Source organism: Bariatricus sp. HCP28S3_F11 (genome assembly GCF_052065395.1).
GTDB lineage: Bacteria > Bacillota > Clostridia > Lachnospirales > Lachnospiraceae > Allocoprococcus.
Genome location: NZ_JBQHUC010000013.1, coordinates 1 through 12,283 on the forward strand (window position 1 = coordinate 1; position 12,283 = coordinate 12,283).

Annotated in this window: 12 protein-coding genes; 11 read left to right on the forward strand and 1 reads right to left on the reverse strand. The window is 46.7% G+C overall.

Annotated elements, in window-relative coordinates; all coding sequences use genetic code 11:
- Positions 1 to 250: 250 nt before the first annotated feature.
- The 3 genes from ilvN to ACTNBR_RS07870 all read left to right on the forward strand — a co-directional run bounded on the left by ilvN (position 251) and on the right by ACTNBR_RS07870 (position 2,828).
- Positions 251 to 751: an acetolactate synthase small subunit gene (gene ilvN / locus ACTNBR_RS07860; protein WP_427808033.1), complete on the forward strand. Its 501-nt coding sequence runs from the start codon at positions 251 to 253 to the stop codon at positions 749 to 751.
- Between the two features lie 114 nt (positions 752 to 865).
- Positions 866 to 1,882 (forward strand): ketol-acid reductoisomerase, encoded by a 1,017-nt coding sequence (gene ilvC, locus ACTNBR_RS07865; protein WP_441017741.1) that lies wholly within the window; start codon positions 866 to 868, stop codon positions 1,880 to 1,882.
- A gap of 304 nt (positions 1,883 to 2,186) precedes the next feature.
- Entirely contained in the window at positions 2,187 to 2,828 is a 642-nt protein-coding gene (locus ACTNBR_RS07870) for an orotate phosphoribosyltransferase (RefSeq protein ID WP_427808029.1), read from the forward strand.
- Positions 2,829 to 2,951: 123 nt separating this feature from the next.
- Here ACTNBR_RS07870 and rpsT read toward each other — a convergent pair whose 3' ends face one another.
- Entirely contained in the window at positions 2,952 to 3,215 is a 264-nt protein-coding gene (rpsT, locus tag ACTNBR_RS07875; protein WP_427820443.1) for a 30S ribosomal protein S20, read from the reverse strand.
- A gap of 185 nt (positions 3,216 to 3,400) precedes the next feature.
- Here rpsT and gpr point away from each other — a divergent pair, with 185 nt between their 5' ends.
- The 8 genes from gpr to ACTNBR_RS07915 all read left to right on the forward strand — a co-directional run bounded on the left by gpr (position 3,401) and on the right by ACTNBR_RS07915 (position 12,275).
- Positions 3,401 to 4,378 carry a GPR endopeptidase gene (gene gpr / locus ACTNBR_RS07880; RefSeq protein ID WP_441017739.1) on the forward strand — a complete coding sequence of 326 codons (978 nt, stop codon included), beginning with the start codon at positions 3,401 to 3,403 and terminating at the stop codon, positions 4,376 to 4,378.
- A gap of 69 nt (positions 4,379 to 4,447) precedes the next feature.
- On the forward strand, positions 4,448 to 5,620 hold the full coding sequence (locus tag ACTNBR_RS07885; protein WP_427820441.1) for a stage II sporulation protein P: 1,173 nt from the start codon (positions 4,448 to 4,450) through the stop codon (positions 5,618 to 5,620).
- Positions 5,621 to 5,698: 78 nt separating this feature from the next.
- On the forward strand, positions 5,699 to 7,621 hold the full coding sequence (locus tag ACTNBR_RS07890) for a DNA gyrase/topoisomerase IV subunit B (RefSeq protein ID WP_441017737.1): 1,923 nt from the start codon (positions 5,699 to 5,701) through the stop codon (positions 7,619 to 7,621).
- A 13-nt stretch (positions 7,622 to 7,634) separates the two neighbouring features.
- The gene (locus tag ACTNBR_RS07895) at positions 7,635 to 9,875 is read left to right on the forward strand and encodes a DNA gyrase/topoisomerase IV subunit A (protein ID WP_441017735.1); all 2,241 of its coding nucleotides are present in this window, start codon (positions 7,635 to 7,637) and stop codon (positions 9,873 to 9,875) included.
- 145 nt (positions 9,876 to 10,020) lie between these two features.
- Positions 10,021 to 10,488, forward strand: coding sequence for a ribosome maturation factor RimP (rimP, locus tag ACTNBR_RS07900; protein ID WP_427808017.1), 468 nt, complete (start codon positions 10,021 to 10,023; stop codon positions 10,486 to 10,488).
- Between the two features lie 20 nt (positions 10,489 to 10,508).
- Entirely contained in the window at positions 10,509 to 11,672 is a 1,164-nt protein-coding gene (gene nusA, locus ACTNBR_RS07905) for a transcription termination factor NusA (RefSeq protein WP_427820438.1), read from the forward strand.
- Between the two features lie 23 nt (positions 11,673 to 11,695).
- The gene (rnpM, locus tag ACTNBR_RS07910; protein WP_427808037.1) at positions 11,696 to 11,965 is read left to right on the forward strand and encodes an RNase P modulator RnpM; all 270 of its coding nucleotides are present in this window, start codon (positions 11,696 to 11,698) and stop codon (positions 11,963 to 11,965) included.
- Entirely contained in the window at positions 11,952 to 12,275 is a 324-nt protein-coding gene (locus ACTNBR_RS07915; RefSeq protein ID WP_427808013.1) for a L7Ae/L30e/S12e/Gadd45 family ribosomal protein, read from the forward strand. The genes rnpM and ACTNBR_RS07915 overlap by 14 nt, the downstream gene beginning before the upstream one ends.
- The last annotated feature ends 8 nt before the right edge of the window (positions 12,276 to 12,283 follow it).

The following is a 12,283-nucleotide window of genomic DNA, read 5'->3' on the forward strand; positions in this document are numbered from 1 at the left end:
TTTTTTTTTTTTTTATTTTTTTTTTTTTTTTGTTTTTTTTTTTATTTTTTATTAAAAAACCGGCGGTAAAAAGCGTGGCTTATTATTTAATGCAACCAACTAAATAAAAACCCCCCCCCCCCCCCTGTCTCTCCCTTGTCAAATAGTAATGAAAATGATAAAATTTAAGAAAGTCACTTGACAAAGATATAGTGAATTGTTACAATAAAAAAACAGAACGCACTCTGTTTTTAGAAGAAAGAGGTATGTTATGAGAAAACAAGCGTATTCTATTTTAGTACACAATAACCCGGGACTTCTTAGCCGGATGGCAGGACTTTTCAGCCGTCGGGGGTATAACATTGAAAGCATCACGGCAGGAACGACTGCGGATCCGAGATTTACAAGAATTACGATCGTGGCAAGCGGTGACGAACAGATCCTTTCTCAGATTGAGAAACAGGTACGGAAGATGGAGGATGTGATTGATATCAAATTATTGAATACAACAAACTCTGTATGCCGAGAACTGATGATGATCAAGATCCGTGCAAATGCATCCCAGAGAGCGGAGATCATTTCCGTATCAGACATTTTCCGTGCGAAGATCGTAGATGTTGAGAAAGATTGTCTGATGATTGAATTGACGGGAACAGAATCCAAGTTGGAAGCATTTATGGAGCTTTTGGACGGATATGAGATTCTGGAACTGGCAAGAACCGGAATTACCGGGCTTACCCGTGGATCAGACGATGTTGTATACATAGATTAAAGATTGAGGGAGCGAAGAGGGAAGAACCGCAGACATTCATTTTTATCAGGAAGCTAGGGGCCTATCGCCTTTAACTATAATACAGAAAAAGCAAAGCTTAGGAGGAATATTAAAATGGCTAAAATTTTTTACCAGGAAGATTGTAATTTATCCGTATTGGAAGGACAGAAGATCGCAATTATCGGATACGGAAGCCAGGGACATGCACACGCTCTGAACCTGAAAGAATCCGGATGTGATGTCATCATCGGACTTTATGAAGGAAGCAAATCTTGGAAGAGAGCGGAAGAACAGGGCTTCCAGGTTTATACAGCAGCAGAAGCTGCAAAGCAGGCAGATATCATCATGATCCTGATCAACGATGAACTGCAGGCAGATATGTACAAGAAAGACATTGAACCGAACCTTGAAGAAGGCAACATGCTGATGTTTGCACATGGTTTCAATATTCATTACGGATGCATCACTCCTCCGAAGAACGTAGACGTAACCATGATTGCACCAAAAGGACCTGGACATACAGTAAGAAGCGAATATCAGGCAGGTAAAGGTGTTCCGTGTCTGGTAGCTGTAGAACAGGATGCTACAGGAAAAGCACTTGACAGAGCACTTGCATACTCACTTGGAATCGGTGGAGCAAGAGCAGGTGTCCTTGAGACAACCTTCAGAACAGAGACAGAGACAGACCTTTTCGGTGAACAGGCAGTTCTTTGCGGTGGTGTATGTGCACTTATGCAGGCTGGTTTCGAAACACTGGTAGAAGCAGGATATGATCCGAGAAATGCTTACTTTGAATGTATCCATGAAATGAAGCTGATCGTTGATCTGATCTATCAGAGCGGTTTTGCAGGAATGAGATACTCTATTTCAAATACAGCAGAATATGGTGATTACATCACAGGACCGAAGATCATCACAGAAGATACAAAGAAAGCAATGAAGAAGATCCTTTCCGATATCCAGGATGGTACATTCGCTAAAGAATTCTTACTCGACATGTCACCAGCAGGACGTCAGGTACACTTCAAAGCAATGAGAAAGAAAGCAGCAGAACATCCGGCAGAAGTAGTAGGCGAAGAAGTAAGAAAACTCTACAGCTGGAGCAGCGAAGACAAATTGATCAATAACTAGTCGATAGGCAACGAGCCGGTCACATAAAAAGAAAGGATACCGCGAGCCATGCTTGCATGAACTCGCGGTATCCTTTCTTTTTATGTAGTTGGCGACGCCAACGGTCGAACGAGCTTGTCTCGTGAGACTCAGACCGGCTCGTTGCCAAACCCAAAATCATTTACCCCGCGAGTCATGCTTGCATGAACTCGCGGTATCCTTTCTTTTAAAGTATTCATAGGATGAATTGCATAAATCTCACCGTTATGTTATACTGAATTCAGTGATAATTCCCAAAATGAGTCGGAATTAAAGGAGGAATAAAATGGACGAGAGATTTGAAGATCTTCGCTCGACGAAGAACCCGAAAGCAAGAATTAAGATATTAAAGGGACATTTTGCAACCAGCCATTCTCACATCAATACATATATTGATATGTCTACGGTCAAAGTAAGACATAACAACTGCCGTGAGACGGCGAAGGTACTGGCGTCAGAATATGTAAGTACAACGATGGTTGATACGATCGTATGTCTGGAGGAGACGGATACCATCGGAACATTTATGGCGGAACAGCTTGCCGATATGAACCCGCTCTCTCTTAGTAAGGGAAACAATATTTCACTTGTAACGCCGGAATACCATGAGGGCGGCCAGATCATTTTCCGTGATAATAAGCAGAGAATGATCAAGGATAAGCAGGTGCTTCTGCTGGCAGCATCAATCACGACCGGTAAGTCTGTAAAACAGGCCATCGAGTCCGTGCTGTATTACGGGGGAACTGTTTGCGGAATCTGTTCGATCTTCAGTTCTGTAAGTAAAGTGGCAGGAATGGAAGTGAAGACGATCTTCACAAGTGCGGATCTACCGGATTATCGCGCATATAAGCCGCTCGAGTGTCCAATGTGTAAGGAAGGAAAGCGGATCGAAGCGATCGTGAACAGCTTCGGATATTCGAAATTGTAAAGGACATTATAAAGAGCAATCGGAGAAGATTTGCAGAATCGACTAAACAAAGGCAAATAAAAAAGACAACCACATGACGGAATGGTTGTCTTTTCCTATTTGCAAATTTATCTCGAAACGAAATTAAGCAATCTCGTTAACAGCCTTTGTTAAACGGGAAATCTTTCTTGCGCAAGTGTTTTTGTGATAAACACCTTTCGTTCCTGCTTTGTTGATTACAGAGATTGCTTCTTTTAAAGCAGCCTTAGCAGCTTCAGCATCTTTCTTAGCAACAGCAGTTTCTACTTTCTTCACATAAGTTTTCACTTTAGATTTGATTGCTTTATTTCTAGCTGTCTTTGTCTCAGTTACTAAAATTCTCTTCTTAGCAGATTTAATGTTAGCCATTTTCCGACACCTCCAAATTCTGATTCATTTCTTTCATTGCCGACAGAACGTGACACGGAACATCTGCCGAACACACTTATTTATTCTATTCGAATAAATATTGCTTGTCAATACATATTTTGTGTTTTTTGAGAAAAACTAGGAATAAATGCGGTAAAGTAAAACAGAAGGCAAGGGGGAACAGTATGATCGAGAAATACAGTATCCGGACAGATCTGGCTTTGGAGCAGAAAGAGCGTTTTGAATCGGACAATGTCGAGGTTCAGGGAGTATCTCTCACGGAAGAATATAATGAAGAACTGGAGATCCGTGTGACCACGGTGAAGATAGAGACGGAGAAAGGCGCGAAGATCATGGGGAAGCCGGTTGGAAGTTATATTACTATGGAAGCACCGAATATGGCTGTGCCGGACGAGGAGTACCACCGGGAGATTTCCAGGGAGCTTGCGAAATTTATAAGGGATATGGTGCCTGAAAAAGAGGAGGATTATCAGGTGCTGATCGTGGGACTGGGGAACCGGAAAGTGACACCGGATGCTTTGGGACCTTATGTTGTGGATAACCTGAATATCACACGCCATATTTTCAGGGAGTATGGAAAATATGCGATGGGGGAGGAAAAGGCGGAAAGTGTCAGTGCCATTGCGCCGGGGGTGATGGCGCAGACCGGAATGGAAACGGTCGAGATTATACGCGGGGTGGTTAAGGAGACGAACCCCGATTTCATTATTGCCATCGATGCGCTTGCCGCGCGGAATTCCAGAAGGCTGAACCGGACGATCCAGGTCGCGGACACCGGAATCCATCCGGGGTCGGGCGTGGGAAATCAGCGCAATGCGATAACGAAAGAGACGGTCGGGATACCGGTCATTGCAATTGGGGTTCCCACGGTAGTGGATGCGGCGACGATTGTCAACGATACGATGGAGAATTTTCTTCAGGCGTTGGAAGAATCCGAGACGCTCAAGGGAGTCGGACTGGTCCTGCAGGGGTACAATGCTGCTGAAAAGTATGAACTGGTCAGGCAACTGATCTCCCCACATTTAAATGGAATGTTCGTGACGCCCAAAGACATTGATGAGACGGTAAAAAGGATCAGTTATACGATTTCAGAAAGTTTAAATATGCTGTTCGCCCATGAAGAAGAAAAGGAGAAGGAATAATCTGCCGCCACGTTGCATAAAATGGGAAAGCGAAGGTAATGTCGCAGGTTTGAAATCGAGGCGGAAAATATGAAAAAATGGCGGATGAGTACACTCCTTACGGGAATCATTATCTGCATACTCGGAGGCTATGTGCTCCTTAAGGGAAGCAGGCAGATCTGGAATTCATGGAAGCTGCAGATCGCGCAGGAAATTCAGGAACATGCGGAAATGATGTATTTTCCAGGGATCGCATGCAGCGAAAAACAGTCGGATAAACGATCGGTAAATGAATGGATCTCCGGGATGGCGATGAATCTTTTCCCGCTTGGTAAATATATAGGAAGTAAAAGTGATGCGGAGTCTGCGGTGGAGGATGAGGCTACCTATGAGATGCTGGTGAGAAGACAGGCTGAGGACGAAAACCAGGTGGACGATAATGGAAATCTTGTAGGGCAGGATGAAAGCCAGATAACGCAGACACCCACTGTGGCGGCGGCAGATATTTCTCTGGAAAAACTGTCGGATTTTGAGTATCTGGTCAGCAGTTTCTATACGGTAGACAGCGTGACCTATGTGGAATCTTCGGACCTGAATGCGGCAGAGCTGATGAAGAAGGATATGAGGATCCAGGGAGATGCCGAAGGTCCGAAGATTCTCATTTTCCACACGCATTCACAGGAAAGCTTTATCGATTCCAATGGGGATCCATCGACCAGTATCGTGGGGATCGGAAGGTATCTGGCGGAGCTTCTTACAAACAAGTACCATATAGAGACCCTTCATCATGAAGGGGTGTATGACCTGATCGACGGCAAACTGGATCGAAGTGAAGCGTATGAGCTCGCAAAGCCGGAAATTGAGCGGATTCTGAAGGAGAATCCGGGAATCGAAGTCGTCATTGATCTGCATCGGGACGGTGTGAAAAGCACCACGCATCTGGTGACGGAGATTAACGGAAAGCAGACGGCGCAGATCATGTTTTTTAACGGTATGTGCAGAACCAGAGCGAACGGCAATCTGACGGGAATGACGAACCCATATATACAGGATAATCTGGCATTTTCTCTGCAGATGAAAATTGCTGCGGAATCGAAATATCCCGGATTTGCGAGACGGATTTATCTGAAGGGCTACAAATATAACATGGATCTCTGCCCGAAGATGCTGTTGATCGAAGCGGGAGCACAGACGAACACGGTGGAAGAAATGAGAAATGCCATGGAACCGCTTGCCGAGCTTTTGAATGATGTTCTGCAGTGAATTTTCGTGTTACTTGACAAAACAGGAAAGTTTGGGATAAAATTCATAACATACGAAAAAAGAAAGGGAACGGTAAATATGGCAAAACAATCTACATACGATGCGGATAGTATTTCCATACTGGAAGGACTGGAGGCTGTCAGAAAGCGTCCGGGTATGTATATAGGAAGTGTCAGTACGAAGGGACTGAACCATCTGGTCTATGAGATCGTGGACAATGCGGTGGATGAGCATCTGGCAGGATTCTGCGATCGGATCGAGGTGACGCTGGAGAAGGACGGATCGGCTACGGTGAACGACAACGGCCGCGGGGTACCGGTTGGAATGCACGCAAAGGGTGTGTCGGCGGCGCGTATTGTATATACGACACTTCATGCGGGCGGAAAATTTGACGATTCAGCATACAAGACGAGCGGGGGGCTGCACGGGGTAGGCTCTTCGGTCGTCAATGCGCTGTCCACATATATGGATGTAAAGATCAGCCGGGAGGGCGCGGTACATCACGACCGGTATGAGAAGGGGCATCCGGTGATCGAGCTGGAAAATGGGTTACTGCCTGTCATCGGGAAGACGAAGAAGACGGGAACCTGTGTCAATTTCCTGCCGGATCCGGAGATTTTTGAAAAGACCCGTTTCCGGGAGGAAGAGATTAAGAGCCGTCTGCATGAGACCGCATATCTGAATCCGGAGCTGGCGATCCTTTTTACAGATAAGAGAAAGGAACCGGAGGAGCGGATCGAATATCATGAGCCGGACGGAATCATTGGATTTATCAAGGATCTGAACTCCAAGAATGAGACCCTGCACGAACCGGTCTATTATAAGGGAGAGGCCGAAGGTATCGAAGTGGAAGTCGCATTCCAGTATGTAAATGAATTCCATGAAAATGTACTCGGTTTCTGCAACAACATTTACAATGCCGAAGGCGGAACGCATCTCACCGGGTTTAAGACCACATTTACCACGATCATGAACCAGTATGCGAGAGAGCTGGGGATCCTGAAGGAAAAGGACAGCAATTTTACGGGCGCCGATGTCCGGAACGGAATGACGGCGATCGTATCCATCAAGCATCCGGATCCGCGGTTTGAAGGGCAGACGAAGACCAAGCTGGATAATCAGGATGCTGCAAAAGCCACCGGAAAGGTGACCAGTGATGAGGTGACGAGGTATTTCGATCGGAATCTGGAGACGCTCAAGAAAGTGCTTTCCTGTGCGGAAAAGGCGGCGAAGATCCGTAAGACCGAGGAGAAGGCCAAGACCAATCTTCTGACGAAACAGAAGTATTCCTTTGACAGCAACGGGAAGCTGGCGAACTGTGAGAGCCGGGATCCCTCCAAATGTGAGATCTTTATCGTCGAGGGGGACTCGGCGGGAGGCTCTGCGAAGACGGCGCGAAACCGGATGTATCAGGCCATCCTTCCGATCCGCGGAAAGATCCTCAATGTGGAGAAGGCCAGCATCGACAAGATTCTCGCCAACGCGGAGATCAAGACCATGATCAATGCCTTCGGATGCGGATTTTCCGAAGGGTACGGAAACGATTTTGACATTACGAAACTACGGTATGATAAGATCATCATTATGGCCGATGCGGATGTGGACGGTGCGCACATTTCCACGCTGCTTCTGACGCTGTTCTACCGGTTTATGCCGGAACTGATCTATGAGGGACATGTGTATGTGGCGATGCCACCGCTCTATAAAGCGATGCCGAAAAAGGGAGAGGAAGAGTACCTGTACGATGACAAGGCACTGGAGCGATACCGTAAGACGCATGAGGGACCATTTACCCTTCAGCGCTACAAAGGTCTCGGAGAAATGGACGCCCAGCAGCTCTGGGAGACCACACTGGATCCGGAGAGAAGACTGCTTAAGAGAATCGAGATAGAAGACGCCCGCATGGCATCCAGCGTGACGGAGATGCTGATGGGAACGGAAGTACCGCCGCGCCGCGCATTTATCTATGAGAATGCGACGGAAGCGGAACTGGATATTTAGGAGGGAAGGCAATTTGGAGAATTCACAGATTATCCGGACAGAGTATTCGGATTTGATGAAGAAATCATATATCGATTACGCGATGAGTGTCATTGTGTCCCGCGCGCTTCCGGATGTGAGAGACGGGCTGAAGCCGGTACAGAGAAGAACACTTTACGATATGTATGAACTGGGAATACGGTATGACAAGCCTTACCGGAAATGCGCCCGTATCGTCGGGGACACCATGGGTAAATATCATCCCCACGGGGACAGTTCTATTTATGAAGCGTTGGTTGTGATGGCTCAGGATTTCAAGAAAGGCATGGTACTCGTGGACGGTCACGGCAATTTCGGCTCCATCGAGGGGGACGGTGCTGCGGCCATGCGTTATACGGAGGCGAGACTGGCGAAGATCACGCAGGAAGCGTTTCTGGCGGATCTGGATAAGGATATCATCGATTTCGTGCCGAACTTTGACGAGACCGAAAAGGAGCCCTCCGTACTTCCGGTGCGTGTGCCGAATCTGCTGCTCAACGGAGCTGAAGGAATCGCAGTCGGTATGGCAACCAGCATTCCGACCCATAATCTGGGAGAAATTGTGGATGCGGTGAAAGCATACATGAAGAACAACGACATTTCCACGAAGCAGCTCATGAAATATATCAAGGGCCCGGATTTCCCGACGGGAGGGATCGTGGTCAACAAGGATGAGCTTCTGAATATCTATGAGACCGGAACCGGGAAGATCAAGATCCGCGGGAAGGTCGATGTGGAAGAGGTCAAGGGAGGACGCAAGAAGATCATTATTTCTGAGATTCCATACACCATGATCGGTGCGGGAATCGGAAAATTCCTGAATGACGTGGCGAACCTGATCGAGACAAAGAAGACGAATGATATCGTGGACATTTCCAATCAGTCCTCCAAGGAAGGAATCCGCATCGTGATCGAAGTGAAGAAAGATACGGATGTGGAGAACCTCATCAACATGCTTTACAAGAAGACCCGTCTGGAAGATACTTTCGGCGTTAATATGCTTGCGGTTGCAGACGGAAGACCGGAAGTCCTGGGTTTGAAGAAGATTATTGAGTATCATGTGGATTTCCAGTTTGAACTGGCAACCAGAAAGTACCGGACACTTCTCAATAAAGAAAAGGAAAAAAAGGAGATTCAGGAAGGCCTGATCAAGGCCTGCGATGTGATCGACCTGATCATTGAGATCCTGCGGGGGAGCAAATCGGTGAAGGAGGCAAAGGCGTGCCTGACTCAGGGAATCACGGAGAACATCAAGTTTAAGTCAAAGATTTCCCAGAAGATGGCGTCCATGCTGCGTTTTACCGAACGCCAGGCGACGGCAATCCTGGAAATGCGTCTCTACAAGCTGATCGGACTGGAGATCGAAGCGCTCATGAAGGAGCACGAAGAGACGCTGAAAAATATAGCACGCTATGAGGATATCCTGAATAATTATGACTCCATGTCCGAGGTTATCATGGATGATCTGGATGCACTTAAGAAGGAATATGCGGTGAAGAGGCGGACGGTGATCGAGAATGCTGAGGAAGCTGTCTTCGAAGAAAAGAAGGTGGAAGAGCAGGAGGTCGTACTTCTGATGGATCGTTTCGGCTATGCAAAGACGGTGGATGTTTCTACTTATGAAAGGAACAAAGAAGCTGCCGACAAGGAGAATAAATACATTCTTACCTGCATGAATACCGGAAAGCTGATGCTGTTCACGGCGGACGGCAAGATGCATCAGGCCAAGGTACAGGATCTGCCTTACGGAAAGTTCCGCGATAAGGGGCTTCCGGTGGACAACGTAAGTAATTACGACAGTACGAAGGAGGAGATCATCTATATTTGTGATGACCGACAGCTGTATTTCGCGAAGTTTTTGTTTGTCACGAAGCAGGGAATGCTGAAAAAGGTGGACGGAAGTGAGTTCCAGGTGGCAAAGCGGACGATCGCAGCGACGAAGCTGCAGGATGATGACGCGGTTGTGAGCATTCAGATTGTGAACGACAGCCAGAACGTGGTGCTGATGACGGAAAACGAATATGTACTCCGGTTTGCTGCGGAAGAAGTGGCCGAAAAGAAAAAGGGTGCCGTCGGAGTGCGGGGAATCCGGCTCCAGAAGAAGGATGCCGTGGAGAAAGTGGTTCTGTTTGAAGAGGGAACGGAAGCAAAGGTTATGTTTCATGAGAAAGAGATCACACTGAACCGTCTGAAGCTGGCACGGCGGGATGGAATCGGAACGAAAATGAGAAAATAGCGGAAAATACTTGATTTTGAGAATTGAAAGTGTTATAGTTATTACCAGTAACATAGGAAATGAGCAGAAGAGTGGACGAAAGTTCACTCTTCTTTTTACGAAGTGCCGGTGACGGGACAGATTCAAAAAGAAAGGAAGTTGCAGATTGTCAAAAAGAGAAGTGTATGAACAGAAAACGGAAGAAATTCTGCTTCCGATCCTCGAAAAGCATGGATTTGAACTCTGGGATGTAGAGTATGTCAAAGAGGGAAGCAACTGGTATCTCAGAGCTTATATCGACAAGCCGGGGGGAATCATGGTCGATGACTGTGAGGTGGTCAGTCGCGAACTGTCCGATATTCTGGACGAGAAAGATTTTATTGATGAGGCATATATTCTGGAGATCAGCTCTCCGGGACTAGGACGCCCGCTTAAGAAGGAGAGAGATTTTGAACGAAGCCTGGGCGAGGAAGTGGAGATCCGGACATACCGGGCAATCGACGGACAGAAAGAATTTCTTGGAATCTTAAAGAGTTATGATAAGGATACAGTTACCATTGAGTATGAAGACGAAGAGACAAAGACATTCGAAAGAGCAGATATTGCTTTGATTCGTCTCGCATTTGATTTCTAGTGACAGGAGGAAAAAAGAAAATGAACACAGAATTATTAGAAGCGCTTAATATTCTTGAACAGGAAAAAGACATCAGCAAGGAAACGCTGATGGATGCAATTGAGAATTCACTGATCAGCGCATGTAAGAACCATTTTGGAAAAGCTGACAATATTAAAGTGATCATGGATCGTAAGACTTGTGACTATTCTCTGTTCCAGGAGAAAACAGTTGTTGAGACGGTAGAGGATCCGGTGGAAGAGATCAGTCTTACCAATGCAAAGATGATGGATCCGTCCTATGAACTGGGCGATATCGTACAGATCCCGGTCGAGTCCAAATCTTTCGGAAGAATCGCAACGCAGAATGCGAAGAATCTGATTCTTCAGAAGATCCGTGAAGAGGAGAGAAAAGTCGTTTACGATCAGTATTTTGAAAAAGAAAAGGATATCGTGACCGGTATCGTGCAGCGTTATGTCGGCAAGAATATCAGCATCAACCTTGGTAAGGCGGATGCGATGCTGACAGAAAACGAGCAGGTGAAGGGAGAAGTATTCCAGCCGACCGAACGAGTCAAGTTATATGTAGTTGAAGTGAAGAACACCACGAAGGGACCGAAGATCCTGGTTTCCAGAACTCATCCGGAGTTGGTAAAACGTCTTTTCGAGGCAGAGGTTACCGAAGTGAAGGACGGTATAGTGGAGATCAAGAGCATTGCCAGAGAGGCGGGATCCCGTACCAAGATTGCTGTGTGGTCCAATGACCCGGATGTGGATCCGGTCGGAGCATGCGTCGGTATGAACGGCGCCAGAGTCGGAGCGGTGGTAAATGAGCTCCGCGGTGAGAAGATCGATATCATCAACTGGGATGAGAACCCGGCACTTCTGATCGAGAATGCGCTCAGCCCGGCGAAGGTTATTTCGGTTGCGGCTGATCCGGATGAGAAGACGGCAAGCGTGATCGTTCCGGATTACCAGTTATCCCTCGCCATCGGCAAGGAAGGACAGAATGCAAGACTGGCTGCCCGCCTGACCGGATACAAGATCGATATCAAGAGTGAGACCCAGGCAATCGAATCCGGCGAACTTCCGGCAAATTATATGGAAATGGCCATGGAGGAGGACTATCAGGAGGATGAACCTGCTGAGAATTATTCCGGGGAAGAGGATTATACTTCCGATGATCTGGATCTGTATGAAGAATAATTAGGAGTGATACGTTGAGCGCTATGAGAAAAATTCCCATGCGCAAGTGTGTGGGATGTCAGGAAATGAAGAGTAAAAAAGAAATGTTGCGTATTCTGAAAACAGCGGAGAATGAATTTGTTCTCGATGCGACCGGAAGAAAGAACGGACGCGGGGCGTACCTTTGCTTCTCGAAGGAATGCCTGGAAAAGGCAAGAAAGAACAAAGGGCTTGAACGTTCATTCAAGCAGACGATCCCGAAGGAAGTCTATGAGAACCTGGAAAAGGAGCTGGAAAATCTTGAAGTTGAATAAATCACTGTCCCTTCTGAGTCTTGCGACGAAAGCGGGTAAGACAAAAAGCGGAGAATTCCTTACGGAAAAAGCAGTCAAGGAGGGAGATGCATATCTCGTGATCGTCGCGGCGGATGCATCGGACAATACCAGAAAACGATTTCAGAATATGTGTGATTTTTATAAAGTGCCAATCTATTTTTATGGAGATAAAGATACCTTGGGGCATGCAATGGGGAAGGAATTCCGCGCGTCTCTTGCGGTAACGGATGCAGGATTTGCGAAAGGAATCAGAAAGCAGTTGGATACAGAGAAGGATACGGTTGCATAGGAGGTAGT

Coding starts and splice junctions, on each gene's coding strand:
- ilvN (WP_427808033.1), top strand. CDS start 251: ATGAGAAAACAAGCGTATTCTATTTTAGTACACAATAACCCGGGACTT.
- ilvC (WP_441017741.1), top strand. CDS start 866: ATGGCTAAAATTTTTTACCAGGAAGATTGTAATTTATCCGTATTGGAA.
- ACTNBR_RS07870 (WP_427808029.1), top strand. CDS start 2,187: ATGGACGAGAGATTTGAAGATCTTCGCTCGACGAAGAACCCGAAAGCA.
- rpsT (WP_427820443.1), bottom strand. CDS start 3,215: ATGGCTAACATTAAATCTGCTAAGAAGAGAATTTTAGTAACTGAGACA.
- gpr (WP_441017739.1), top strand. CDS start 3,401: ATGATCGAGAAATACAGTATCCGGACAGATCTGGCTTTGGAGCAGAAA.
- ACTNBR_RS07885 (WP_427820441.1), top strand. CDS start 4,448: ATGAAAAAATGGCGGATGAGTACACTCCTTACGGGAATCATTATCTGC.
- ACTNBR_RS07890 (WP_441017737.1), top strand. CDS start 5,699: ATGGCAAAACAATCTACATACGATGCGGATAGTATTTCCATACTGGAA.
- nusA (WP_427820438.1), top strand. CDS start 10,509: ATGAACACAGAATTATTAGAAGCGCTTAATATTCTTGAACAGGAAAAA.
- rnpM (WP_427808037.1), top strand. CDS start 11,696: ATGAGAAAAATTCCCATGCGCAAGTGTGTGGGATGTCAGGAAATGAAG.